Origin of the sequence: Xanthomonas sp. LMC-A-07, from assembly GCF_030208825.1 — a bacterium.
Taxonomy (GTDB): domain Bacteria; phylum Pseudomonadota; class Gammaproteobacteria; order Xanthomonadales; family Xanthomonadaceae; genus Xanthomonas; species Xanthomonas campestris.
Genome location: NZ_JARVTF010000005.1, coordinates 652,482 through 677,832, shown reverse-complemented (window position 1 = coordinate 677,832; position 25,351 = coordinate 652,482). Strand labels below are relative to the sequence as shown.

The following is a 25,351-nucleotide window of genomic DNA, read 5'->3' as shown; positions in this document are numbered from 1 at the left end:
GCGTGCGCGGGCGTGCCTGGCTCATGCGCGACTCAACCCTGCGATGCGGCGCCAGGCAGTGCAGCCATCGCGGCCGTGCAGTCCGGCACGCGCTCCAGCTCCGAGGCCTGCAGCTGCCAGCCGGCCTGCGCTGACGTGGCGTCCCAGCGATAGGTCCAGTGCAGGCGTGTGTCGCCGGCACAGCTGTCGATACTCACTGCATCGCCGGTCTGCCCCCGTTCCGGGAATGCCACATCGGTCCTGGTCAGCAGTGCGCGGCGTGCAGGGTCGGACGCGTGCATGACGTAGCTGGTGCGCACCTGGCCCAACGCGGCGGCCGTCGCCGGTGGCCGCATCTTTGCAGGCTGCTCAAGCAACCAGCGATGCACCTGCGACACGGCCGGGCTGTCTGCGGGAAACGTGCGGATCACCCGCAGTTGCGCCTGTTCAGTGGCAGGTGCAGCCGCAACCGCTTGCGCGCCGATGACGCACAGGGCTGCAGAGAAAACCACAATCGTCGAATGCATCACATGCTCCGTGCGGTGTGCCTGGCCGCAGCTTAGCATCACGATTCCGGCGGGCACTATGGCGTTATCGCTTCCGCAGATCCAGATGGCATTGCCGGTGGTGTGGAGCTCAGCCATGTCGCGAGCTGCCTACGTGGCTCGACCAGCAACATGCCGTCATCGTGCTCAGCCATCGCATACGGCATGCCCACGCCCGGGACCATGAACACCCTCTTGCAGGACGGTGTCACCTGCGTGCCGAAGACGTTCTCACCGCAACGCATGCGCTGTGCGCCAAATAGTGTCCGTTACCATGCTTGCCGCGCCACGCGCGGAACGCGTGCGGTGGACTGTGGTGCATGCGCCCTGCCTGCCGACAGCCGTGACTATGCCGAACCTGCCGCACGCCAGGCGCGCACCGCTGCGGTCACGCGCGCGCCATGCACCGAGGAGATGTCACGCGCGGCAAAATCCCGCGGGCACTGCTGTACCTGCGCTGCAAGCTGCAGGCAAGCGGCGTGACCATGCGCTACTACGGTGTCACGCTCACCGGCATCCAACGCCAGCAAGATCGAGAAGCCCGTTGCAGACATGTTGCAGTTCACGTCCAGCCAATACCCATCGTCTGCATCGCGCAGCAGAAACCAGTCGGCCGGTGCGTGGTCTACGACGATCATGCGGGGCTCTCGTGTATGCAGGCGATAGCAGTCAGTGGGTGGGAGCGCGCTTGCGCGCGATGCGGTGTTGTCTGATGCATCTGCATGCGTGCCAAGCCGCGCCAATCAAGTGCCAGGTGACGCTCTAAGGCGGCGCTCTACACACTTGAGACATTCAGCACATGAAGCACAAGCGCGCGCGTGGCCAGGCGTCATGGGAATGCCTCATTGCGCGCGAGCGCGCTCCGTTACGAGGCAACGCGCAGTCGGGCGCGTGCTTCATGGCGAGCGCCCGTCAGCTGCCAAAATCCCATTGCAGGCCTACGGTGTAAGTGCGATCCGGGCCGGGTTCGTAATAGCGGCCGTTGCCGTCGTTGACGATCACCGAGCCCACGTACGCGCGGTCCAGCGCGTTGTCGATGCGGGCGAAGGTGCGCAGTGCGCCGTGGGCGGTGGCCCAGCGCCGTGAGGCTTCCAGGTTCACCAGTGCGTAGCCGGCGGCGCGCTCGGTGGCCAGGTCATTGACCACGGTGGCATCGGAGACCACCGATTCGGCGGCGAACTGCCACTGCAACGGCTGCCATTGCCAGCGTGCAAACAGCTGCTGCCGCGGCACGCCCGGCAGCCGCGCGCCGCTGGCCACCGGTGCGGTGGGCGTGGCGCAACCGCTACTGGCGCAGGTGAGGTAGCCATCGCGCACTGTGGCGTCGACGAAGGTGTAGGCCAGTTGCACTTGCTGGGTCTGGCCGATCGGCTGCTGCCAGCTCAGCTCCGCGCCCTGGCGCCGGGTGGCGCCGATGTTGCGGAAGGTGCTGCGGCCGTTGGTGTTGCTGGCCACTGCCAGTTCGTCGTCGGTGTCGGCGCGGAACAGCGCCAATTCCAGCGCCGCACCGCTTTGCGAACGCCACTTGGTGCCCACTTCGACGTTGCGGCTTTTCGCCGCGCCCAGATCCAGCGCCAGGCCGGCGCCGCCGTCGCTGCGGTAGCCCAGTTCGTTGAAGGTGGGCGTTTCGAACCCGCGTCCCACCGAGGCATACACCCGCAGGTCGTCGCTGGCGCGGAACACGATGCCGGCCACCGGCGTGGTCGCCGAATAATCACGCTGGCCGCTGTCGTCCGGGTTGCGCCCGACGATGTAGTTGTCGTCAGAGCGGAAGCGCACCTCGCTGTGGCGCACGCCCAGCAGCGCCGACCAGCGGTCGCTCCACTGCCACCACGCCTGCGCGAACTGGTCCACGTTCTCGACCTGATCGCGCTGGTTGCGGCGCAGCGCGCCCTTCACCCCGAGCGTGGTGCCGACGAAGTTTTCGTAACCGGTGCGGTGCTGGCGCTGGCGGTCGACGTTGGCCCCCACGGTGAGCTGCAGCGGCCGCCCCAGCGCCTGGCCTTGCCAGGCCCAGCGCACGTCGGCGCCTTCATAATTGCTGTCCAGGTCGATCACCCCGCCCGAGTGCAGCGGATTGCGCTGCACCGCCACCGGAATCGCCAGGAACTGCTCCACGCTGCGCTGGCCGCCGTAGGCCATCAGGCGCAGCGTCTGGGTATCGAATTGCTGGGTGAAAATCGCTCCGGCCTGCGACTGCCGCACCGACTTGCGGGTGTTGAACTGCGTGGCCACCGCGGTGGCCTGGCGCGGGTCGGCGGTGACCTGTGCGCGGGTCAGGCCCAACGGGTCCTGTGCGTCCGGGGCATCCAGATAGTTGAGCACCAGGTCCAGCCGGCTGCCGGGCGCCAGGTCGAAGCCGAGCTTGGCGTTGACCGACTCACGCTTGGCGCGGCTGTGGTCGCGAAAACCATCGGTTTCGAAGTGGTTCGCGGCCAGGTTGTAGTGCACCGCACCCTGCTGGCCGAGTAACTGCGCCCCGGTATTGACGGTGGCATTACTGCCGTAGGTGGCACGCAGCCGCCATGGGTCGCCGGGCTTGCCGTCGGCGCTCCACAGCTGCAGCACGCCGCCCGAGGAGTTGCCGTAAAGCGCCGAGAACGGCCCGCGCAGCACTTCCACCCGCTGCGCGCCCAGTACGTTGAAGTGCGAGAGCTGGCCCTGGCCGTCGGGCATGCTGGCCGGGATGCCGTCCACCAGCAGGCGCACGCCGCGCACGCCGAAGGTGGAGCGCGCACCGAAGCCGCGGATCGACAGCTGGGTGTCCTGCGCGTAGTTCTGGCGGTCACGCGCCACCAACCCGGGAATGCCGTCCAGCAGTTCGGACACCTGCGCGCCGCGGCGGTTGTCGTCGTCGGCCGCCACCACCGTGAAGGAGGCCGGCAAGTCGAAGTCGTCCACGCCGTGCACGCGCGCGGCATCCACCTGCACGGCGGGCAACGCGGCAATCGGCGGGGCCGCGTCGGCGGCCAGGGCGAGCGACGACGCGCTCGCTACGAACAGGCCGCACGCGGCGGCCAACAGGGTCAGTCTGGGCATGGCGCTAGTGTCCCTCATCCGTACTGTGGCCGCATCGTTTCGTACGGAACGAAGCATGCTACCCCGCGCCGTGCCCTGTTAGGATGAGGCGGTTTGGCCGTGCCGCGGCCCCGACGCCCGGCAGTATCCCCACCTTCCGTCCTCCAGCGAGTCATGCCGTGTCCTTCTTTGCAAATGTAGAACAGGTTCCAGGCGACCCCATCCTGGGCCTGACCGAGGCCTACAACGCCGATAGCCGCCCCAACAAGGTTAATCTGGGTGTTGGCATCTATTACGACGAAAACGGGCGCATCCCGCTGTTGCGTGCCGTGCAGAAGATCGAGCAGCAGCTCGCGCTGGATGCCAAACCGCGCGGCTACCTGCCCATCGACGGCCTGGCCGCCTACGACAAGGCCACCCAGGAGCTGCTGTTCGGCGCCGAGTCGGCGCTGGTGGCCTCCGGCCGCGTGGCGACCTCGCAGACCGTCGGCGGCAGCGGTGCGCTGCGCGTGGGCGCGGACCTGCTCAAGAAGCTGCTGCCCACCTCCACCATCGCCATCAGCAACCCCAGCTGGGAAAACCACCGCGCAGTGTTCGGCGCGGCCGGCTTCGAGGTGGTGGATTACACCTATTTCGATGCCGCCAGCCACGGGCTGAACTTCGACGGCATGCTGGCCGACCTGGCCAAGCTGGAGCCGGGCACGGTGGTGCTGCTGCATGCCTGCTGCCACAACCCCACCGGTGCCGACCTCAGCCGCGAGCAGTGGAAGCAGCTGGCCGGCCTGTTGAAAGAACGCAACCTCTTCCCGTTCGTGGACATCGCCTACCAGGGCTTCGACAAGGGCATTGAAGCCGACGCCTACGCGGTGCGCCTGCTGGCGGCCGAAGGCATCGACACCTACGTGGTGGCGAGCTCGTACTCCAAGTCGTTCTCGCTGTATGGCGAGCGCGTGGGCGCGCTGTCGGTGGTCTCGGCCACGGCCGCCGAAGCCAAGGCGGTGCAGTCGCAGGTCAAGCGCATCATCCGCACGATCTACTCCAGCCCGTCCACGCACGGCGCCGCATTGGTGGCCGGCGTGCTGACCAGCCCGGAGCTGCGCGATGTGTGGGAGCAGGAACTCACCGAAATGCGCGAGCGCATCCACGCGTTGCGTGCCGGCCTGGTCGCCAAGCTGGCCGCGCTGGGCGCACCGGAGTTCGAGTTTATCCAGCGCCAGGCCGGCATGTTTTCGTACTCGGGCCTGACCAAGTCGCAGGTGGACCGCCTGCGGGATGAGTTCGCAATCTATGCGGTCGGCACCGGCCGCATCTGCGTGGCCGCGCTGAGCCAGCGCAATCTGGACTACGTGGCCCAGGCCGTGGCCACGGTCAGCCGCGGCTGATCCTGCGCCGCCGCTTGCGCGATGAAGAGCCGGGAGCGCTAATGCCTCCCGGCTTTTTTGTGGGCGATGCGCAGTGCAGTGGCCGCGCAAAGACGCAAAGCGCGCAGCCGGTGATCGAAATCTAACGGCGCAATGGCGACAATGGCGGCCCACTTCCTGCACAGGCTGCCCGCTCCATGTCGCGTCCCTCGCTGACCCGCTTCCTGATCGAAGAGCAACACGCCGGCCGTATCGACCCGGAATTGCGCCAGCTGATCACCATCGTCTCGCGCGCCTGCAAGCGCATCTCCATCGCCGTGAGCAAGGGCGCCCTGGGCGGCGTGCTGGGCGATGCCGGCACCGGCAACGTGCAGGGCGAGGCGCAGAAGAAGCTCGACGTGCTGAGCAACGACATCCTGCTCGAAGCCAATGCCTGGGGCGGCCACCTCGCCGCCTGCGCATCGGAAGAGATGGACCACAGCCAGCCAGTGCCGGACCAATACCCCAGCGGCGATTTCCTGCTGCTGTTCGACCCGCTCGATGGCAGCTCCAATATCGACGTCAACGTCTCGGTCGGCACCATCTTCTCGGTGCTGCGCGCGCCCAAGGGCACCGAAAAGCCCGGCGACGAACACTTCCTGCAGCCGGGCACGCAACAGGTGGCCGCCGGCTATTGCATCTACGGACCCAGCACCATGCTGGTACTCACGCTGGGCCACGGCACCCACGCCTTCACCCTGGAGCGCGAGGAAGGCAGCTTCCTGCTGACCCAGGCCGACATGCGCGTGCCAGAAGACACCGCAGAATTCGCCATCAACATGTCCAACCAGCGCCACTGGGAGCCGGCCATGCAGGCCTATGTGGGCGACCTGCTGGCCGGCAAGGACGGCGCGCGCGGCAAGGATTTCAACATGCGCTGGATCGCCAGCATGGTGGCCGACGTGCACCGCATCCTGACCCGCGGCGGCATCTTCATCTACCCCTGGGACAAGAAGGACGCGTCCAAGCCCGGCAAGCTGCGCCTGATGTACGAAGCCAACCCGATGGGCATGCTGGTGGAACAGGCCGGCGGCGCCGCCACCACGGGGCGCGAGCGCATCCTGGATATTCAACCGACGCAACTGCATCAGCGTGTGCCGGTGTTTTTGGGCTCAAAGAACGAAGTGGCCGAGGCGACGCGGTATCACGTGGAGTTCGACAAGGCGCAGGGTTGAGGGTTGGGCTCGCGCGACAAGCAAGATTGATCGATGCAAGACACCCGTCTAGTGCGGGTGTCTTTTTATGCAACGCATGCCGATAGCGTCGCTGGCGATGGGCTGGGGCGCGAGACCTGCGCCAACGCCCCGCTCCGTGCCGTGAGTTGACTCACCAGCGCCCGGCGGTGAGTATCGCCCTCGGGCCGGAAAGGTGTCCCGGCATCCACACGCACCTATACAGTCAGCGCCGACGGCAAGGTCATGACCGAGATCGAAGCGTACTTCAAGGACGGCAACCCGGTGATGCGCACGGCGTATTTCAAACGCGCGGCAAGTCAGTCCAAGTGAATACTGGCGAGCCGACGCTGCATCGCGGCGCGGCTCGCTTTATTTGATGAGCAGCGGCAGTTGAAGGCAGGGAGCCTGTATGCGATATCTTTCACCGATCGATATTCCAGCCACATTACGGCGCGGCGCGTCGGTCGAGCAGTTTCTCGGAAGAAGTCCAGTCGATGCGACATACATTCGCCATGTCGAGTTGCGGCCGGCAAATGATTGCATCGAGGTATGGATGTATGACGTCGAGGACGTTGGCAGCGAAGACTATTCGGATCTGTATGACTTCGCATATATCGAACCAGACGGATCCCATGCCCCCGCTGCCATTTTTGCGGACGCTGCCTCTGCCGTAACGTATGCCAGCACGTTCCTGGCGGCGGACCCTACTCGCTGGACCAACCGCGGGATTGCCGAGTCCGAATACCTTGACTACCTTCGCGCAGGCCGGCCTTCCCATTGGCCGGTTGCCATCTGACCCTCCATCTCGAGGGCGACCGGGCAAGCGGTTGGGTTCAACTGCCAGGAATCGCTCAAAGTTGCCTGTGTCGCAGGCACATCGTCCCGCTACCGTCGTTGAGCCGACCACAAAGCCCCCATGACCGAGATCAAATTCACCGAAGGCGAGCGGGCGGCGATCACCCACAAGATCCAGCTGTACTTCAGCGAGGAACTGAAGCAGCAGATCGGCCGCTTCGATGCGGAGTTTCTGCTGGATTTCTTCGCCGAAGAGGTGGGGCCCTATTTCTACAATCGGGGCGTCTACGATGCGCAGGCCATCGTTGCCGGCAAGCTGGATGACCTGGGTGAGGCGATCTACCAGCTGGAACGTCCGACCGACTTCAGAAAGTAATCAGCCACCTCACGATGCCACAGCATTGAGACGTTCCACTTCTCTGCTGCGAGTAACGACAACATGCGCGTGCCCGAGGACACCGCCGAAGACGCCATCAAGTCGCGTAGTTCCGCTGCATCGTTCAATGAGTCCTGCAACGCAAGGGTGTCACTGCGCTATTCCGGTTTCCAGCTGGCCAGCATCCTTGAGAAGTGCAAGCGCCCACTCCACACGGGCCGATGCGGTGGCGATCAGGTCATCCGGGTGCTCGCCCAGCAGCGCGCGCAGTTGATGCGGGGCGAAGACCAGGTCGACGAAGTGACTTGCCAACGCAGACGGATTGGCCGGTTGATCCGGGCCGTCCAGGATCGTCATCTGCACGCGCCGCAGCCCGCCTTCCCAGCCGATGCGGTTGACTTCAGCGGCAAGCGCTGGCGCGCGAATGGAGGTGCCGACAACCAGGCGCATCATGGCCACCGTCTGGGGCTGTAATGCATGCGCAAGCATCCCTTGTCCTGCGTGTCTGAGGCGCCCCTCCAGATCCATGGGGACGCTGACTGCGGCAGGCAGGGGCTGGGTGTCGACATCGCGACGGACCACCGCCTCAAAAATGGCGTCTTTATTGGCATAGCGCGCATAAAGGCTTGCCTTGCCCGCGCCTGCCAGCCGCGCGATGTCCTCGCACGAGGTGTCCTCGAACCCGCGTTCCAGGAAGAGCTGCAGTGCCGCATCGAGTAAGCGTCGTTCGACATCACCGGCTTTATCGAGTGGCGGCCGTCCGCCTTTTGATTTTTGCTTGACCGCTTTCATACACGAAAAGTTACACGCCGCTTGCACTTCCATCAACTGAACGTTATCGTTCAGTTACTCGCTGCATGGCCTGCCAAGCCAGCGAATGGCCTGGGTGCTGCGTGACAGACAGCCTGCGTCTTCTGTTGCAGTTCCCGTTGCCGTTGTTGGCGCAAAGACCCAAGCGAGAGGCAAGTCGTGACTCCAGATGTGAGATCCCAAATCGTGATTGCAGGCGCCACCGGCGACCTGGGTTGCCGAATCGCCTTTGCCCTGCAGGAACAGGGCGCCGCGGTGGTCGCGCTTGTTCGGCAAGGCGCAGGCAAGGACCGCATTGCGGCCTTGCAACGCAGCAACATCAAGATCCGCTACGTCGAGATGGAAGACGCCACATCGTTGCGTGAAGCGGTCGGGAATGCGGCATGTGTCGTTTCTGCGCTCAACGGCCTGGAAAACGTCATGCTGGGTCAACAGGGAAAGCTGCTGCATGCAGCTGTCAGCGCCGGCGTGCCTCGCTTCATCCCGTCTGATTTCTCGCTGGACTATACGAAAACACGGCCGGGCGACAATCGAAACCTGGATTTTCGGCGCCGGTTCAGAGACCAGCTGGACGCCGCGCCGATCGCGGCCACCTCGGTTCTGTGTGGCGGTTTTCTGGAACTTCTTGAGGGCAGTGCGCGCCTAGTGGTCCCGGGCCGTCGTGTCATGCATTTTGGCGACGCACACCAGCAGCTCGATTTCACCGCCAAAGATGATGTCGCCAGTTACACGGCGGCGGCCGCACTGGATCCCACGACCCCACGGGACCTGCGCATTGCCGGCAATTGCATTTCGCCCAACGACATCGCGCAACTACTCACCCAACTCACCGGGCAGCGCTATCGCACGCTCAGGCCCGGCGGGCTCGGGACGATGTCGGCAATCATCAGTACGGTGCGTGCACTCACGCCCGCAAGCGATGATCCCTTCCCTCCCTGGCAGGGCATGCAATATCTGCGCGACATGATGAGCGGGCGCGGCAAGTTGGTCCCATTGGATAACGATCGCTACGGTGCGCGCGCCTGGCAAACAGCCCGCCAGGCACTGGCCAACACGTATGTACGGGAGTCTTGAGATGCGCGATGACATTGCAGCGTTCCACATCCAGGTTGCAGAAGCGGAGCTGGATGACATCGCACACCGGCTTAGGCAAGCGCGTTGGCCAAGTAGGGAAACCGTAGAGGACCACAGCCAAGGCCCACAGAGCGAGCGCATCCGGCGCCTGGTGGACCGCTGGCAGTCTGGCTACGACTGGCGTGCGACAGAGCAGTTATTGAACGGCTGGAACAGCAGTCGTACCACGATTGATGGACTGGAGATCCAGTTCCTGCATGTGCGCTCGCCGGAGCCAGATGCGCTTGCTTTGCTGCTGACGCATGGGTGGCCCGGATCGGTGCTCGAATTCCGCGAAGTGATCGGCCCCTTGAGTGACCCGGTGGCCCATGGCGGGCAGGCGTCGGACGCCTTTCATCTCATCATCCCATCCTTGCCTGGTTTTGGTTTCTCTGCAAAGCCAATCGACCGTGGCTGGGGAGTCGGGCGCACGGCTGCCGCATGGGTCGAACTGATGCGCCGTTTGGGTTATGGCGAGCGTTGGGCCGCACAGGGCGGCGATTGGGGCAGTGCGATCACCACCGCGCTTGGATTCATGCAGCCACCAGGCTTGCGGGGTATCCATCTGAACATGGTGATGTTCGAACCCAGCACGCAGGAAATCGCCGAAGCCACACCGGCCGAGCAGAAAATGCTGGAAGACGCCAAGCGCTACTACACGGAATTTTCCGGCTACATGAAGCTGCAAAGCACACGGCCGCAGTCGGTGGGCTTCAGTTTGGCGGACTCCCCGGTGGGCCTGGCTGCATGGATCTATGCACTCTTTCAGGACGTCTCACAAAGCGATGGCGAGCCGGAGAACGTGTTCGGGTTAGACCACCTCATCGATAACATCATGCTGTACTGGCTCCCGAACGCAGGGCCCAGCTCTGTACGCCTGTATTGGGAAGCCGCGCATGACGCCAGCGCGGAGATGCCTTCGCATCCCCTGCCCACGCCAACCGGCATCAGCATGTTTCCTGGCGAGCAGGTGCGCGTTTCCCAGCGCTGGGCACAGCGACGCTTTGCCGATCTACGCTTTTTCGGCGAAGCGGAGCGGGGTGGACATTTTGCGGCGATGGAGAATCCGCCGGTCTTTATCGATCATCTGCGAACGACGTTTCGGTCTCTTCGGTGACGGCGACCGAGCATTGCGTGCCCGCACTGCCTTCGGGCCACGGCCATGCCGACAGCGCCGACGTATCCGCTTTGCAGTTGGAGCCGCCTGACGCCATGCCGGCACCGCCCCCTTGACCGCTGTCGCCTACACGGGCGAGTCTCGGGGGCTGGCGCGGCGGGGAGTCGTGCCGCTCGCCTTCAACGGAGAACCGCTGTGGACCGTCGTACCTTCCTCACCTTGTCCGGCATCGGTGCTGCCGGGTTGCTGCTGCCGAACACGCGCCTGATCGCTGCCGAGCAGTTGCTCAGCCCGGTGGATGCAGCGCGCAATCGGCGCCTGGCCGACACCGCGCTCACCACCGCCAAAGGCGCGGGCGCCAGCTATTGCGATGTGCGCGTGGGCCGGTATCTGCGCCAGTTCGTGATCACCCGCGAAGCGCAGGTGGAGAACGTGGTCAATGCCGAATCCAGCGGCGTGGGCGTGCGCGTGCTGGCCGATGGCGCGTGGGGTTTTGCAGCGACCAATACGCTGACCAGCGATGGCGTGGCCACCGCCACGCGGCAGGCAGTGGCGATCGCCAAGGCCAACGCCCGCCTGGGCGGCACGCCGGTGCAGCTGGCGCCGGTGACACCGGCCGGGCAGGTCAGCTGGAAGACACCGATCAAAAAGAACGCAATGGAAGTGCCGCTGCAAGACAAGGTGGCGCTGTTGATGGACGTCAACGCCGCTGCATTGAATGCCGGCGCCACGTTCGTGGCTTCACGCATGTTTGCGATCAACGAGCAGAAGTATTTCGCCAGCAGCGATGGCTCCTATATCGACCAGGACGTGCACCGGCTGTGGTTGCCATTCACGGTGACCGCGGTGGACAAGGCCAGCGGCAAGTTCCGCACCCGCGATGGATTGTCCTCCCCGATGGGCATGGGCTACGAATACCTGGATGGCGACGCAGGCGAGAAGCATCGCCTGCCTGGCGGGCTCATCGGCTACGGGCGCAGCTACGATGCGCGCGAGGATGCAATCGCTGCGGCCAAGCAGGCGCGCGAAAAGCTCACCGCGCCGTCGGTGAAGGCCGGCAAGTACGATCTGGTGATCGACCCGAGCAATTTGTTCCTCACCATCCACGAATCGGTGGGCCACCCGCTCGAGCTCGATCGCGTGTTGGGCTACGAGGCCAATTACGCCGGCACCAGCTTCGCCACGCTGGACAAGCGCGATGCCGGTTACCGCTGGGGCAGCGATGCGGTGACCTTCGTTGCCGACCGCACCCAACCCGGCAGCCTGGGCGCGGTGGGGTACGACGATGAGGGCGTCAAGAGCAAGCAATGGGAGCTGGTGAAGGACGGCATCCTGGTCGACTACCAATGCACGCGCGATCAGGCGCACCTGCTCGGCAAGACCGCCTCCGACGGCTGCAGCTACGCCGATTCATGGTCGAACGTGCAGTTCCAGCGCATGCCCAATGTGTCGCTGGCCCCGGGCAAGACGCCACTGGCGGTGGCGGACATGATCAAGAACGTCGAGCGTGGGCTGTACATCCATGGCCGCGGTTCGTACTCGATCGACCAGCAGCGCTACAACGCGCAATTCGGCGGGCAGTTGTTCTACGAGATCGAGAACGGCCAGGTCACGCGGTTGGTCGAAGACGGCGCGTATCAGATCCGCACGCCGGAATTCTGGAACGCCTGCAGCGCGGTCTGCGACGAACGTGACTTCCGTTTGGGAGGCTCGTTCTTTGATGGCAAGGGCCAACCCAGCCAGGTCTCGGCGGTGTCGCATGGGTCATCCACGGCGCGCTTCGATGGCATCAACGTAATCAATACCGCGCGTTCGTTGGGCTGAGAGCTGCCAACAAACGGTTTGTAGGTCACTTTGTTAGAGCTGTCCTGGTTGCAAGTAGACACACCCACAATCTCAGCAGGTCGTTGCGTCGTTTAGGTGCGATCAAAAGCTTGGTCAGTCGAGTGCGCGGTGCCCTCGCCGCTCGCGGGACACGCCGCAAGTACGCCCATGTAGACTCGGTGGCGGCATCCATGCCGCCACACGGTCCCGCAATCGGCGAGGACACCGCACCAGAAAGTGAGTCGCTTGCTTTGTTGAAAGACTGCGTGTTACTCGGTTTGCCCTGCGACACTGATCGGACGCGCCGTTATCCGAACAACGCACGTCGTGCACTGCTTGCACCACGCAAACCGACACGCTCCACTGGTCCTTGCCCGCCCACCGTCGCGGGACCTTACGCGGCGTGGATGCCGCGTAAGAGCTTACAGGGACGTACTTGCAGCGTGTCCTGCGAGGGGTGGGCGGGCAAGGGCCCTGCAGCCACGCGGCAGACGATCTCTTCGTCTTTAGCCTCTCTGAGCTATAAGCAGCAGGCACTGCGCACGAGGGCGTGCGCGTCGCGCATTGCACGACCGCCAATAAGAGCATGCACGCCTTTCAGCGATCCCATCGCGTGCCGACACGATGACGCATCAAGCGCACGCAACCAGCCCCGCTCGCCACAGTTGCATGCAGTCAGCGTGTGCCGCTCGACTCACGCGAGCACAGCGATTGCCGCTACACCCCTGCCGAAAGTCATTTGACGCGGGATTCACCGTCCAGCAAGAATCGGGGTCGACACGCGTGGGCAGCGATCCGCGCGTCAAATGGATACCCGCGCACCGCGCGGGACTAGTGGGGAGTTCGCCGTGCAGCGACGTGATTTCCTGGCCCTGACCGGGCTGACCATGGGTGGGCTGATCGTGCCCGCCTACTTCGGCAAGGCCATTGCCGCCGAGCAGTTGTTGACACCCTTCGATGTGGGCCGCAAGAAGCGCCTGGCCGATGCCGGCCTCACCGCGGCGCGTCAGGGTGGTGCGAGCTATTGCGATGTGCGCATCGGCCGGTATCTGCGCCAGTTCGTGATCACCCGCGAAGACAAGGTGCAGAACGTGGTCAACACCGAGTCCATCGGTGCCGGCATCCGCGTGATCGTGGCGGGCGCGTGGGGCTTTGCGGCCACCAACGATCTCACCGAGCAAGGCGTGGCCAAGGCCGCGCAACAGGCAACTGCAATTGCCAAGGCCAATGCCAAGGTGCAGGGCACACCGGTCCAGCTCGCTCCCACACCCGGCGTGGGCGAAGTCAGCTGGAAAACGCCGATCAAGAAGAACGCGATGGAAGTGCCGATCAAGGACAAGGTGGACTTGCTGCTCGGCGTCAATGCCGCGGCCACTGCCGCCGGTGCCAACTTCGTCAATTCGATGCTGTTCGTGGTCAACGAACAGAAGTATTTCGCCAGCACCGATGGCTCCTACATCGACCAGGACGTGCACCGCATCTGGGCACCGATGAGCGTGACCGCCATCGACAAGGCCAGCGGCAAGTTCCGCACCCGCGATGGGCTGTCCGCACCGATGGGGCTGGGCTACGAGTATCTGGATGGTGCGGCCTCGGGCAAGTTCGTTTCGCCCAACGGCGTGGTGAATTACGGTTTGTCTTACGACATGAAGGAAGACGCCATCGCCGCGGCCAAGCAGGCGCAGGAAAAACTCAAGGCGCCGTCGGTGAAGCCGGGCAAATACGACCTGGTGCTGGACCCCTCGCACACCTGGCTCACCATCCACGAGTCGGTGGGCCACCCGCTGGAACTGGACCGCGTGCTCGGCTACGAGGCCAACTTCGCCGGCACCAGTTTCGCCACGCTCGACAAGCTCAAGGCCGGCTTCCAGTACGGCAGCGACAAGGTGCATATCCTGGCCGACAAAACCCAGCCCGGCAGCCTGGGCGCGGTGGGTTACGACGATGAAGGCGTCAAGACCAAGCAGTGGGATCTGATCCGCGACGGCAAGCTGGTGGACTACCAGGCCATCCGCGACCAGGCGCATATTCTCGGCAAGACCGCCTCCGATGGCTGCTGCTATGCGGACTCGTGGTCGAGCGTGCAGTTCCAGCGCATGGCCAATGTCTCGCTGGCGGCCGGCAAGACGCCACTGAGCGTCAGCGATTTGATCAAGAACGTGGAAAACGGCATCTACATCATCGGCGATGGCTCGTTCTCCATCGACCAGCAGCGCTACAACGCGCAGTTCGGCGGCCAGCTGTTCTACGAAATCAAGAACGGCGCCATCACCCGCATGCTCGAAGACGTGGCCTACCAGATCCGCACCCCGGAATTCTGGAATGCCTGCAGCGCCGTGGCTGATCAACGCGACTACCGCCTCGGCGGTTCGTTCTTCGACGGCAAGGGCCAGCCGAGCCAATCGTCGGCGGTGTCGCATGGTTCGTCCACCGCCCGTTTCGACGGCATCAACGTCATCAACACCGCCCGCTCGCTCGGCTGACAGGAGAAAACTAGATGAGCATCCTTACCGAAGCGCAGGCCAAGGCCATCCTGGACAAGGTCATCAAATTGTCCAAGGCCGATGAGTGCACCGCACAGCTCACCGGCTCGATCGACGGCAATATCCGTTTTGCGCTCAATAACGTGTCCACCAGCGGCATCGTCGACAACACCGACCTGCAGGTGCAGGTGGCGTTCGGCAAGCGCGTGGGCGTGGCCACCATCAACGAGTTCGACGATGCCTCGCTGGAACGCGTGGTACGCCGTGCCGAGGACTTGGCACGGCTGGCACCGGAGAACCCGGAATTCATGCCGGCCGTCGACAAGCAGACCTACACCGCCAGCCCCACCTTCAGCGAATCCACTGCAGCCATCGACCCGGCGTTTCGTGCGCAGGTGGCGGCCGATTCGATCGCGCCGTGCAAAGGCAAGGGCCTGATCGCCGCCGGCTTTCTGGAAGATGGCCAGAGCTTCACCGCGTTCGCCAATAGCAAGGGCAACTTCGGCTATCAGCGCGGCGCCCGCTTCGACTACACCTGCACCGTGCGCACCGAAGACGGCCGCGGCTCGGGCTGGGTGGGGCGCAACCTGAAAGACGCCGCCGATTTCAAGGCCGAGCAGGACGTGCGCATTGCGATGCGCAAGGCCAGCGATTCGGCCGAGGCCAAGGCGCTGGAACCGGGCAAATACACGGTGATTCTGGAGCCCGCTGCGGCCGCTGGCCTGATCTCGTTCATGATGCGCTACTTCGATGCGCGCATGGCCGATGAAGGCCGCAGCTTCCTGTCCAAGAAGGGTGGCGGCAACAAGCTCGGCGAGCAGGTCTACGACCCGCGCGTGAACATCACCGCCGACCCGTGGGACCCGCGTGCGGCGGTCATGCCGTGGGATGAAGAAGGCCTGCCGCGCGAGAAGATGCCGATCGTGGAAAACGGCAAGATCGCCAACCTGCAGTATTCGCGCTTCTGGGCGCAGAAAAACGGCAAGCGTGCGATCGGCGAGCCGGGCAACCTGTTGATGGCAGGTGGCGAGAAGAACATTGCCGAGCTGGTGCGCGGCACCGAGAAGGGCATCCTGGTCACGCGCACCTGGTACATCCGCATGGTCGACCCGCAGACGGTGCTGCTCACCGGCTTGACCCGCGATGGCACGTTCTACATCGAGAACGGGCAGATCAAATACCCGGTGAAGAATTTTCGTTTCAACGAATCGCCGATCATCATGCTCAACAACATCGACGAGCTGGGCAAGCCGGTGCGCGTGGCCGGTGACGAGTCCAGCTACGTGATGATGATTCCGCCGATGCGGCTGCGTGATTTCACGTTTACCTCGTTGTCGGACGCGGTGTGAGTCGGAGCCGGGAATCGGAAGTGGGGCTTCGGGAATCGGAGAGCAGAAACCGCTCTTTGCAGACGGATACCTTGCAGGCGCTCGCGCCTGTGGCTCCCCTTCACGGTCTCCCGGCTCCCATTTCGCGGCGCCACGTCCTCGGCCTGCTGCTCGGTAGCGTCGCTACCCTGGCGCTGCCGTTGCGCGCGCGCGCGGCGGGCAACTACGATTTCTGGTTTACACGTTTGCGCTACGACTCCGGTGACTGGGATGTGGATGCGCGCATGCCGTCCAACCTGATCACCTCGCTGATCGATTACACGCAGCTGCGTGTGGACCCGCAGGAACATGTGATTGCCTTGTCCGATCCGCGCATATTGCAGGCGCCGTTCTGCTACCTGGCCGGGCACAAGTTGGTGGAATTCAATCCGGCCGAGCGGCGCAATTTCGAACGCTACGTGCGCAATGGCGGGTTCGTGTTTGTGGACGACTGCAATCACGACATCGATGGCCTGTTCGCCACCTCGTTCGAAGCGCAGATGGCTTCGATCTTCGGCAAAAGCGCGCTGCAGAAACTGCCAAAGAACCACCGCCTGTACAACGCGTTCTTCAAGTTTCCGGACGGCCCGCCGGCCACGAGCTTCGAGCTCAATGGCTGGGGCGACGACCTGGTGCACGACTACCTCAAGGGCATCGCCATCGACGGCCGGCTCGGGGTGCTCTACAGCAACAAGGACTATGGCTGCGAATGGGATTACGACTGGCGCAACAAGCGCTTCCTGGCCGAAGACAACACCAAGTTTGCAGTGAACATCGTCATGTATGCATTGACCAATTGATGAACCAGGTGGGCGCGTGTTTTTGTTGCATCGGTAAGGCATCGCGCACGAGTGCGCTCCTACCAAGTCAGAGAGAACATTGCAGGGCCGAGTTGGAGATGCACAGAGCGATAGATGCAATGACAAGCCACCATCCCCGTAGGGGCGCGCCTGCGCGCGATGCGGCGTCACCGGTCACCCATCGCGCCCAAGCACGCTCCTGCATCGCCACATCCACACGCATCGCACCCTTGCCCTTGTCCTTGCGATGACATGCACCACACGCACCACGCTAAGCACACTGCCCACGACGAGACTTCCCGCATGAGCTCCCCCAATGACGACCTCCTCACCGCACAGCTCTCCAAACTCGGCGCGCTGCGTGCAGCGTTGGCGCAGGCGGTGGTGGGCCAGGAGGCGGTGGTCGAACAACTGCTGATCGGCCTGCTGGCCGGCGGCCACTGCCTGCTCGAAGGCGCGCCCGGGTTGGGCAAGACGCTGCTGGTGCGCTCGCTAGGCCAGGCGCTAGAGCTGCAGTTCCGGCGCGTGCAGTTCACTCCGGACCTGATGCCCAGCGACATCCTGGGCACCGAACTGCTGGAAGAAGATCACGGCACTGGGCACCGGCATTTCCGCTTCCAGCAAGGCCCCATCTTCACCAACCTGCTGCTGGCCGACGAACTCAATCGCACTCCGCCCAAGACCCAGGCCGCGTTGCTGGAAGCGATGAGCGAGCGCACCGTCAGCTACGCCGGCACCACCTATGCATTGCCGGTGCCGTTCTTCGTGCTGGCCACGCAGAATCCGATCGAACAGGCCGGCACCTATCCACTGCCGGAAGCGCAGCTGGACCGTTTTCTGCTGCATGTGCGCGTGGATTACCCCAGCGAGCAGGAAGAGCGCGACATCCTCGCCCAGACCACCGGCACTGCCAGCGCACAGGTGCCCAAGGTGATGGATGCGGCCAGCGTGCAGGCGCTGCAGCAGCATGTTCGCGAGGTGCACGTGGGTGCGGATCTGCTGACCTGGATCAACCGCTTGGTGCGCGCAAGCCGGCCTGGTCCGCAGGCCAGCGAGGAGGTGCGCCAGTGGATCAAGTGGGGCGCCGGCCCGCGTGCCGGGCAGTCGCTGGTGCTCGCGTCCAAGGCGCGTGCGTTGCTGCATGGCCGCCTGGCGGCCACGCGCGAGGACGTCACCGCACTGGCCGCGCCGGTGATGCGCCACCGCCTGCTGCTGTCGTTCGCCGCCGAGGCCGAACAACGCAGCGCCGATGATGTCATCGCCGCGCTGCTGCGCGCCGTGCCGTACCCCGCGTAAGGCATCCACACGCGTGAGTATCGACGTGCCGGCCCTGATTCCCGCCGCGCTGCGCAGCCGCCTGCGTGGCCTGCAGTTGCACGCGCGCAACGCGCAGGGCCAGCAGGGCATCGGCCAGCACGCCAGCCGCAGCCGCGGGGCCGGGCTGGAATTTGCCCAGTACCGCGCCTACGAACCCGGCGATGCGCTGCGCCAGATCGACTGGAAACTCTACGCACGCTCGGACCGTTTCTTTGTGCGCGAAGCCGAGCGCGAGAGCCCGCTCACGCTCTGGCTCTTGCTCGACGCCACCGCCTCCGCCGGCCAGGCCGATCAGGCGCGCCCCGGCAGCACGCGCCTGCAGGCGATGGCCACACTGGCCGCCTGCGCAGCCGAAGTGGCGCTGCGCCAAGGCGACCAGGTCGGCCTGTTTGCGGTGCATGGCGGCGGGCTGGTGGCGGTGCCGGCCGGCGGCGGGCCGCGTCAGCGCGACCGGCTGTGGCTGGCCCTGCACGGGCTGCGGGCCGGCGGCGCCTGGCCGGGCATGGATGCGCTGCGCCCGCTGTGGGAACGCATCGCCGCGCATGCGCTGGTGCTGTCGATCGGCGATGGCTTCGACGATGCCTTGCTGGAGGCGCTGGAAAAACTCGCCGCCGCGCGCCGCGACGTGCTGCAGCTGCAGGTGCTGACCTGCGACGAGCGCGACTTCCCCTTCAACGGCGGGCACCGCTTCCGCGACCCGGAGACCGGCGAGGAACTGCTGGGCGATGGCGCGGCCATGCGCGCGGACTACCTGCAGCGCTTCGATCAGGCACAGCGCGCGCGGCAGGCGCGCTGGCACGCCGCCGGCATTGCGCACGCCGTGCATTACCTGGATGCGCCGCCGGACATGGCCCTGCGGCAGTTGTTCGCGCGCGAGGCGCGGCGATGAGGGGCCGGTGCGTTCTCGCCAGTGCAATGCGGCGGCGTGGTGCGGCATGCGTCAACGCTGCCGGTACGCATGACATGCATGACGTCCGCACGCCATCCGCACGCATGCAGGCATCGCCGCATCCATCCGCACCCACGGCAGCGGCGCGATGATGCTGTTGCTCTTTCCCGCCGGCCTGGCCGCCCTTGCCGCCCTGGTGCTGCCGTTGCTGATCCATCTGGCGCGGCGCAGCGAGCACCGCCCCACCGACTTCGCTGCGCTGCGTTGGTTGCGTGCCCTGCCGCGCCCGCGTCACCGCGTGCGTTTCGACGAATGGCCGCTGCTGCTGGTGCGCCTGGTGTTGCTGGCGGCGCTGGCCGTGTTGCTGGCCGAGCCGGCGCTGCGTGATCACGACGATGCACGCCCGCGCATTGCGGTGAGCCCGGGGGTGGATCTGGCCACCGTGCGCCTGCGCGCGCGCGCAGCCGATGCGCAGTGGGTGTGGTTGGCGCCTGGCTTTCCGCCGATCAATGCGCAGACGCGCGCGCCTGCGGTGCCGGCCGGCAGCACTGCCGCGGCCACCAGCCTGCTGCGCGAGCTCGACGCCAGCCTGCCCGCCGCCAGCACGCTTGGCGTGATCGTGCCGGCGCAGTGGGGCCGGCTGGATGCGCAGCGCCTGCAGCTGGGTCGCCATGTGGAGTGGCAGGTGGCGCCCGGGCGCTCGCCCGTGCCCGCGGACGCGCCCCCCGCACCACTGCGCCTGCAGGTGATTGCCGGTGATGCCGCCGCACCGGCACTGCGCTATCTGCGCGCGGTGCATGCCGCCTGGGCCACGCCTGGGGCGCTGCCGGTCAGCACGCCGGAGACGGCGGTGCCTAGCCGCTGGGCACCGGGCACGCTGGTGGTGTGGTTGCCGCAGCGCGCGCCGCCGGCGTCGGTCATTGCCTGGGCCACGGCCGGCGGCCAGCTGCTGCTCGCTGCCGGCACGCCGTTGCCGTCCTCGCTCAGCGCGCCGCTGCAGCCGCTGTTGCGTGATGCCCAGGGCGCGCGCGTGCTGGACGCCGCTGCGCTCGGGCGCGGCCAGGTGCTGCGCTGGGCCGCACCGCTGCAACCGCAGCCGCTGCCGGCGCTGCTGGACGCCGACTTCCCCACCCGCCTGCAGGAGGCCCTGCAACCGCGTCCCACCCCGCAGCGCGCGGTGGCGCAGGCCGTGCGCCCCGTGCGTGGCCCGGCCATCCGCCTGAGCATCGATCCACAGCCACTGGCGCCCTGGCTGATCGGCCTGGTGCTGCTGCTGTTCGGTATCGAACGCTGGCTGGCCACCGGTCCGCGCCGGGGGAGGGCGGCATGAGCACGCCCGCACTGCAACGCGCCTGGCAGGCGGCGCGGCGGCGGCGCGCGGCAGCGGTGCTGCTGTTCTGGCTGCCGTTGGCGCTGCTGCCGGCGCTGCTGAGCTGGCGGCTGGGCGCGGGCACAGCTGCTTGGCTGGTGCTGCTGGCGAGCCTGGTCGCGTTGGCCGTGGCGGCCTGGCAAGCCGCGCGTCGGCTGGACCAGGCCTGGCTGATCCGCCGCCTGAACCAGGCACCGGACCTGGACGACAGCAGCGACCTGCTATTTGCCACACCCGCCGCGCTGGGCCCCTTGCAGACCTTGCAACGCCAGCGCCTGGAGCAGCGCCTGCACGCCAGCCCGCGCAACCTGCGCCCGGCCTGGCCCTGGCATTGGTGGCCGTGGACCCTGCTCGGCGTGCTGGCCGGCGTCGCGGTGCTGGTGTGGCCACAGCCCAGCGCACCCGCCGCGCCCACCACCGACCCAGTCGCCACCGCGCGCGCCGCAGCCGGCAAACCCGCCCTGCGCCAGGCCCGGCTGCGCAGCACACCGCCGGCCTACACCGGGTTGCCGCCGGCCGAGCTGCCGGAGCTGGATGGCCGGGTCCCGGCTGGCACCCGGCTGCAGTGGCAGCTGCAGGTGCAGCCGGCGCCGCGCACGGTGGCGCTGCGTCTCAACGACGGCCGCGTGCTCCCGCTGACCCGGCAGCCAGACGGCGAGCAGTGGCACGGCCAGCTGCTGGCCGAGCGCCCCACGCTGTACCGCATCCTCATCGACGGCCAGCCGGCCGACCGTCGCCTGCACCGGCTCGACGTGCTACCCGACCGCCCACCGCAGGTGCGCGTGCTCGCGCCCGAACAGAGCCTGGTGCTGTGGACGCCGGCCAACGGTGCCTGGACGCTGCGCTTCGAGGCCAGCGACGACTACGCCGTGGCCGCCGGCGCCGAGCTGCGCCTGACCCTGGCCCAGGGCAGCGGCGAGAACATCACCTTCCGCACCGAGCGCCGCCCGCTCACCGGCAGTGGCCCGGCCACCCGGCGCAGCTTCGTGGCCACGCTGCAGCCGCAGGCGCTGGGCATGGCCGCCGGCGATGACCTGATCGCCCAGCTGGTGGTGCGCGACACCCGCCAACCCGCCCCGCAGGAAGGCCGCAGCGCCAGCGTCATCCTGCGCTGGCCGCCGCCCCAGCAGACCCAGGCCGCCGGGCTGGAGGCCAGCGTCAAGCAGACCTTGCCCGCGTATTTCCGCAGCCAGCGCCAGATCATCATCGACGCCGAGGCGCTGCTGAAAGACAAACCCCGCCTGGATGCGGCCACCTACCTCAAGCGCTCGGACGCCATCGGCGTGGACCAGCGCCTGCTGCGGCTGCGCTATGGCCAGTTCCTGGGCGAAGAGAGCGAAGGCGCGCCCAAGGGGCCACCCACTGCCGATGAGCCGCCCACCAGCGACGCGCCAGCCGACGACCTGCCCACGGCCGACATGCCCACCGCCGATGCACCGGCACCGCCCCCCGAGCACGCACATGCCGAGCACACAGCCAAGGCCACCGGTGATGATCACGACCATCCACCCGGCGCAGCCGCGCTGGACCCGCACGACCATGACCACGACGACGCGCAGCCGGCGCGCGGTGGGTTTGGTCAGGAACAGGACGTGCTGACCGAGTTCGGCCACACCCACGACCACGCCGAAGCAGCCACGTTGCTCGACCCACAGACCCGCGCCCTGCTGCGCGCCGCGCTGGACCAGATGTGGCAATCCGAAGGCGAGCTGCGCCAGGGCCACCCCGAGCGCGCATTGCCGTACGCCAACAAGGCATTGGGTTTCATCAAGCAGGTGCAGCAGGCCGAGCGCATCTACCTGGCGCGGGTGGGGCCGGAGTTGCCACCGATCGACCCGAGCCGGCGCATGACCGGCAAGCGCGATGGCCTGGGCGACCGCCCCGCCGCGCTCGACACCCGCCCGCCAACGGACCCCACCGCGTTGGCACTGTGGAGCGCCTTGGACGAAGACGGCGCGGTGCCCGATGCGCTGCTCGACCGGTACGCGCGCTGGCTGCAGACCGCACAGGACCAGCTGCCCGACCCGCTCAGCCTGGCCGCCGCGGTGGAGACCCTGCGCAGCGAACCGGCCTGCCGCGCGTGCCGGGCGCAGCTGCGCGCCCTGGTGTGGCGCACGGTCACCGCGCCGCCGGCCCCGGTGCACCGCCGCCCGGCCGCGGACGCGCGCGGCCAGCGGTACCTGGATGCCCTGCGCGAGGCGCCACAGCCATGACCGCTGCCGTGCCGCCGATGCTTGCCGCATCCCGTTCTCCCGGGTCCTGGTCCTGCCGATCAGAAGCCGGCCACCGGCAGCGCGCGCTGGCCCGCCCGCTGCGTCCGCCAGCATCGGTGCTTCGTGATGCGGCTCAGAGGGGGCGGTCATGACCGTCGCCCTGCCCTGGATCGTCGGCGCGGCCTTGCTGCTGGTAGTGGTGCTGGGCTGGCTGCGGTTGCTGCGCGCGCACGCACGCCACCCGCTGCCGCGCGGCAGGCTATGGCTGTTGCTTGCGGCCCAACCCGTGCTGGCTGCCCTGCTCTACCCGGTGCTGTTGCCGCCGCCGCATCTGCAGGACGGTGGCCCGCTGCACGTGGCCACGGCCGGCACCCAACCCGCGCAGGTGGGCCAGGCCGCGCAGTGGGTGGCGTTGCCGGAAGCCCCGCGCTTGCCGGGTGTCGCCCGCATGCCGGACCTGGCCACCGCGCTGCGCCGCGCGCCCGGCACCACCACCGTGATCGTGCATGGCGACGGCCTGCCCGCGCGCGACCGCGACGCCGTGCGCGTGCCGGTGCGGATGCAGCCGAGCCCGGCACCGGCCGGTCTGGTCGCCGCCTGGGCACCGCCGTCGGTGGCGCCCGGCGAAGTCTTGACCATCGCCGCGCAGGTGCAGGGCCTGCCGGGCGCACAAGTCGAACTGCTCGACCCGGCCGGCCAACGCGTCGACCGCGCCTCGCCGGATGCGCACGGCCAGGTGCGCCTGCACGGCCTGGCGCGCGCGCCCGGGCAGGTGCTGTTCGGCCTGCGCCTGCGCGATGCGGCCGGCGCCGAGCGCGGGCATCTGGCGGTGCCGGTGCAGGTGGTCCCGGTGCCGCCGGTCCGGCTGCTGTTGCTAGCCGGCGCCCCGCAGCCGGAGGTCAAATACCTGCGCCGCTGGGCCAGCGATGCCGGCCTGACCGTACGTAGCCAGGTGACCGTGAGCGCCGGCCTGCAGCTGGGCGATGCGGCCAGCCTGGACGCCGCCAGCCTCGACCAGCTGGATGTGCTGGTGCTCGACACCCGCCGCCTGCTGGCCTTGAGCGCAGCACAACGCCAGCTGCTGGGCGCCGCCATCGCACGCGGCCTGGGCGTGCTGGTGCGGGTGACCGGCCCGGTGGATGCGGCCACCCGCAGCGCGCTCGCCGCGCTCGGCCTGCCGGTGAGCGGCGGCGACACCAGCACCGCGGTGACCGTGGCAGCGGCGCCGGCCGACGCCGGCACCGACACCACTACCAACACCGGCAGCACAACCACCGACACCGCCGTGCCGCCCCTGCAACGCCGCACGCTGCAACCACAGGTTCAAGACGCCATCGTCGCCGCACTCGCCAGCGATGGCACCGCACTGGGCTGGTGGCGCAGCGCCGGCCGCGGGCGCATCGGCGTGAGCGTGGTCGACGACAGCTACGCGCTGGTATTGGCAGGCCGCAGCGACCTGCATGCACAGCTGTGGGCGCAACTGCTCGGCGCGGTGGCACGCCCAGGCGCCGCACTTCCCGCGCCAGTGCAGGACGGCTGGGTGCAGCAACGCATGACCTTGTGCGATGTGGGCGCAGACGCCCACGTGATTGCGCCCGATGGCAGCCGCCAGCCGCTGCTGCCCGAACGCAGCGGCAGCGCGCCGCCTTGCGCCGGCTACTGGCCGGCCGCCACCGGCTGGCATCGCCTGCAGACCGGCACCACCCAACGCTGGCTGTTTGTGCGCGCGCCCACCGACGCGCCCGCGCGGTATCGCCAACAGCTGCGCGAGGCCACCGCTGCACTGGCGGCCAGCGGCTCCAGCCGCGCGAGCGCTGCCACACCAACAGCGCACCCCGGCGCACGCTGGCCGTGGCTGCTCGCCTGGCTTACCGTGGCTGCGGGGGTGTGGTGGTTGGAACGGCGGCGCACCTGACAGGGCAGTGCCGCGTTGCCAACGGCGCAAATGAGTTCCTTCCAACGCAAAAGCGCGGCGTCATCGCCACCAAAGGATCAAGCGCGCTGCCACACCCGGCAACGGTTGTTCGCCGGCATGTCCACATCGTCCACCAGCTGCAAGCCCACCTGCGCGGCCAGTACATCCACCTCCGCGGCATCGCGAATACCCGACGCCGCATCGCGGGCGCGCAACATCGCATCGAAGTCGCGATTGCTATCGCTGGTGAATTCACCGTTGCGGTTGAACGGCCCATAGATCACCAGCACCGCCTGCGGCGCCATCACCGCAGGCAAGCCGGCAAACAACGCCTGCACCTGTGGCCAGCCCATGATGTGCAAGGTGTTGGCGCTGTAGATGGCGTCGTAACCGGCGGGCATGCCTGCCTGCACCGGCGGCAACGGTGGCGCCGGTGCCAGACCCGGCGCGGGCGTCAACACCGCCTGCAGTGCAACCGGCGGCGGCGTATTCGGCAACGCGGCTTCGTCCAGCCACTGCCGCATCCCCGGCAAATGGTCCGGGTGGTCGCTGGCCTGCCAGCGCAACCACGGCATCGCAGCAGCGAAGTGCACCGCATGCTGCCCGGTGCCCGCACCGATCTCCAACACATGCTGCCGGTCAGCGAAGTACCGCTGCAGCACGCTCAGAATCGGATCGCGGTTGCGTGCGGAGGCGGGGGCAAAGGGTTTGGTCATGGCAACAGCGCCTTGGAAATCGTCATGCAATATGCATGGCGAGATAATACGAGGTCATGCGACTGGGTTGTCATTCGTCATCTCGCTCCGTGGATATCCACAAAACGGAGATGTCTATCGCAGATGTAGA

20 protein-coding genes and 1 pseudogene are annotated in these 25,351 nt (G+C 66.8%); 16 read left to right on the top strand and 5 right to left on the bottom strand.

From position 1 onward, the window contains the following. Positions 1-32 precede the first annotated feature (32 nt). The 3 genes from QRM89_RS05945 to QRM89_RS05935 form a co-directional block, all read right to left on the bottom strand. Positions 33-506: a hypothetical protein gene (locus QRM89_RS05945; RefSeq protein WP_014506036.1), complete on the bottom strand. Its 474-nt coding sequence runs from the start codon at positions 504-506 to the stop codon at positions 33-35. Between the two features lie 365 nt (positions 507-871). After that, positions 872-1,162: a hypothetical protein gene (locus QRM89_RS05940; RefSeq protein ID WP_161960228.1), complete on the bottom strand. Its 291-nt coding sequence runs from the start codon at positions 1,160-1,162 to the stop codon at positions 872-874. A 274-nt stretch (positions 1,163-1,436) separates the two neighbouring features. Next, entirely contained in the window at positions 1,437-3,563 is a 2,127-nt protein-coding gene (locus tag QRM89_RS05935; RefSeq protein ID WP_285447509.1) for a TonB-dependent receptor, read from the bottom strand. Positions 3,564-3,721: 158 nt separating this feature from the next. Between QRM89_RS05935 and QRM89_RS05930 the strand changes: the two genes are divergently transcribed. The 5 genes and pseudogenes from QRM89_RS05930 (at position 3,722) to QRM89_RS05910 (ending at position 7,288) form a co-directional block, all read left to right on the top strand. Next, on the top strand, positions 3,722-4,924 hold the full coding sequence (locus QRM89_RS05930) for an amino acid aminotransferase (RefSeq protein WP_011035355.1): 1,203 nt from the start codon (positions 3,722-3,724) through the stop codon (positions 4,922-4,924). Between the two features lie 176 nt (positions 4,925-5,100). Continuing rightward, on the top strand, positions 5,101-6,117 hold the full coding sequence (locus tag QRM89_RS05925; RefSeq protein WP_014506031.1) for a class 1 fructose-bisphosphatase: 1,017 nt from the start codon (positions 5,101-5,103) through the stop codon (positions 6,115-6,117). 189 nt (positions 6,118-6,306) lie between these two features. After that, positions 6,307-6,447, top strand: a pseudogene (locus tag QRM89_RS05920) (LuxR family transcriptional regulator); the annotation flags it as partial. A gap of 79 nt (positions 6,448-6,526) precedes the next feature. Continuing rightward, positions 6,527-6,913 carry a hypothetical protein gene (locus QRM89_RS05915; RefSeq protein WP_103699774.1) on the top strand — a complete coding sequence of 129 codons (387 nt, stop codon included), beginning with the start codon at positions 6,527-6,529 and terminating at the stop codon, positions 6,911-6,913. Positions 6,914-7,033: 120 nt separating this feature from the next. After that, positions 7,034-7,288, top strand: coding sequence for a DUF2164 domain-containing protein (locus QRM89_RS05910; protein ID WP_042595526.1), 255 nt, complete (start codon positions 7,034-7,036; stop codon positions 7,286-7,288). A gap of 150 nt (positions 7,289-7,438) precedes the next feature. Here the strand turns inward: QRM89_RS05910 and QRM89_RS05905 are convergent, their stop codons facing one another. Then, a complete protein-coding gene (locus QRM89_RS05905) occupies positions 7,439-8,080 on the bottom strand; it encodes a TetR/AcrR family transcriptional regulator (RefSeq protein WP_285447508.1) in 642 nt (213 codons plus the stop codon). A gap of 177 nt (positions 8,081-8,257) precedes the next feature. On the opposite strand from QRM89_RS05905, the gene QRM89_RS05900 reads away from it, so the two are divergent. The 11 genes from QRM89_RS05900 (at position 8,258) to QRM89_RS05850 (ending at position 24,505) form a co-directional block, all read left to right on the top strand. Then, entirely contained in the window at positions 8,258-9,172 is a 915-nt protein-coding gene (locus QRM89_RS05900; protein ID WP_115529599.1) for an NmrA family NAD(P)-binding protein, read from the top strand. Between the two features lies 1 nt (position 9,173). Next, the gene (locus QRM89_RS05895) at positions 9,174-10,328 is read left to right on the top strand and encodes an epoxide hydrolase (RefSeq protein ID WP_285447507.1); all 1,155 of its coding nucleotides are present in this window, start codon (positions 9,174-9,176) and stop codon (positions 10,326-10,328) included. A gap of 195 nt (positions 10,329-10,523) precedes the next feature. Continuing rightward, positions 10,524-12,152 (top strand): TldD/PmbA family protein, encoded by a 1,629-nt coding sequence (locus QRM89_RS05890; RefSeq protein ID WP_285447506.1) that lies wholly within the window; start codon positions 10,524-10,526, stop codon positions 12,150-12,152. Between the two features lie 848 nt (positions 12,153-13,000). Then, complete coding sequence (locus QRM89_RS05885; RefSeq protein ID WP_019237062.1) at positions 13,001-14,635, top strand: TldD/PmbA family protein; 1,635 nt, start codon at positions 13,001-13,003, stop codon at positions 14,633-14,635. Positions 14,636-14,649: 14 nt separating this feature from the next. Further along, positions 14,650-15,984 carry a TldD/PmbA family protein gene (locus QRM89_RS05880; protein ID WP_014506027.1) on the top strand — a complete coding sequence of 445 codons (1,335 nt, stop codon included), beginning with the start codon at positions 14,650-14,652 and terminating at the stop codon, positions 15,982-15,984. Next, entirely contained in the window at positions 15,981-16,802 is an 822-nt protein-coding gene (locus QRM89_RS05875) for a DUF4159 domain-containing protein (protein ID WP_285447505.1), read from the top strand. Before QRM89_RS05880 ends, QRM89_RS05875 begins: the two co-directional genes overlap by 4 nt. 303 nt (positions 16,803-17,105) lie before the next feature. Then, a complete protein-coding gene (locus QRM89_RS05870) occupies positions 17,106-18,098 on the top strand; it encodes a MoxR family ATPase (RefSeq protein ID WP_285447504.1) in 993 nt (330 codons plus the stop codon). Between the two features lie 13 nt (positions 18,099-18,111). Continuing rightward, on the top strand, positions 18,112-19,008 hold the full coding sequence (locus QRM89_RS05865; RefSeq protein ID WP_012436920.1) for a DUF58 domain-containing protein: 897 nt from the start codon (positions 18,112-18,114) through the stop codon (positions 19,006-19,008). 148 nt (positions 19,009-19,156) lie between these two features. Further along, a complete protein-coding gene (locus tag QRM89_RS05860) occupies positions 19,157-20,338 on the top strand; it encodes a BatA domain-containing protein (RefSeq protein WP_285447503.1) in 1,182 nt (393 codons plus the stop codon). Then, entirely contained in the window at positions 20,335-22,590 is a 2,256-nt protein-coding gene (locus tag QRM89_RS05855) for a hypothetical protein (protein ID WP_285447502.1), read from the top strand. The genes QRM89_RS05860 and QRM89_RS05855 overlap by 4 nt, the downstream gene beginning before the upstream one ends. A gap of 148 nt (positions 22,591-22,738) precedes the next feature. Next, positions 22,739-24,505, top strand: coding sequence for a carboxypeptidase regulatory-like domain-containing protein (locus QRM89_RS05850; protein ID WP_285447501.1), 1,767 nt, complete (start codon positions 22,739-22,741; stop codon positions 24,503-24,505). A 77-nt stretch (positions 24,506-24,582) separates the two neighbouring features. On the opposite strand, the gene QRM89_RS05845 is transcribed toward QRM89_RS05850, so the two are convergent. Next, positions 24,583-25,221 carry a DUF938 domain-containing protein gene (locus tag QRM89_RS05845; RefSeq protein WP_228437274.1) on the bottom strand — a complete coding sequence of 213 codons (639 nt, stop codon included), beginning with the start codon at positions 25,219-25,221 and terminating at the stop codon, positions 24,583-24,585. Between the last annotated feature and the right edge of the window lie 130 nt (positions 25,222-25,351).

Coding starts and splice junctions, on each gene's coding strand:
- QRM89_RS05940 (WP_161960228.1), bottom strand. CDS start 1,162: ATGATCGTCGTAGACCACGCACCGGCCGACTGGTTTCTGCTGCGCGAT.
- QRM89_RS05880 (WP_014506027.1), top strand. CDS start 14,650: ATGAGCATCCTTACCGAAGCGCAGGCCAAGGCCATCCTGGACAAGGTC.
- QRM89_RS05860 (WP_285447503.1), top strand. CDS start 19,157: ATGATGCTGTTGCTCTTTCCCGCCGGCCTGGCCGCCCTTGCCGCCCTG.
- QRM89_RS05850 (WP_285447501.1), top strand. CDS start 22,739: ATGACCGTCGCCCTGCCCTGGATCGTCGGCGCGGCCTTGCTGCTGGTA.
- QRM89_RS05910 (WP_042595526.1), top strand. CDS start 7,034: ATGACCGAGATCAAATTCACCGAAGGCGAGCGGGCGGCGATCACCCAC.
- QRM89_RS05925 (WP_014506031.1), top strand. CDS start 5,101: ATGTCGCGTCCCTCGCTGACCCGCTTCCTGATCGAAGAGCAACACGCC.
- QRM89_RS05945 (WP_014506036.1), bottom strand. CDS start 506: ATGCATTCGACGATTGTGGTTTTCTCTGCAGCCCTGTGCGTCATCGGC.
- QRM89_RS05870 (WP_285447504.1), top strand. CDS start 17,106: ATGAGCTCCCCCAATGACGACCTCCTCACCGCACAGCTCTCCAAACTC.
- QRM89_RS05845 (WP_228437274.1), bottom strand. CDS start 25,221: ATGACCAAACCCTTTGCCCCCGCCTCCGCACGCAACCGCGATCCGATT.
- QRM89_RS05895 (WP_285447507.1), top strand. CDS start 9,174: ATGCGCGATGACATTGCAGCGTTCCACATCCAGGTTGCAGAAGCGGAG.
- QRM89_RS05935 (WP_285447509.1), bottom strand. CDS start 3,563: ATGCCCAGACTGACCCTGTTGGCCGCCGCGTGCGGCCTGTTCGTAGCG.
- QRM89_RS05905 (WP_285447508.1), bottom strand. CDS start 8,080: ATGAAAGCGGTCAAGCAAAAATCAAAAGGCGGACGGCCGCCACTCGAT.
- QRM89_RS05915 (WP_103699774.1), top strand. CDS start 6,527: ATGCGATATCTTTCACCGATCGATATTCCAGCCACATTACGGCGCGGC.
- QRM89_RS05855 (WP_285447502.1), top strand. CDS start 20,335: ATGAGCACGCCCGCACTGCAACGCGCCTGGCAGGCGGCGCGGCGGCGG.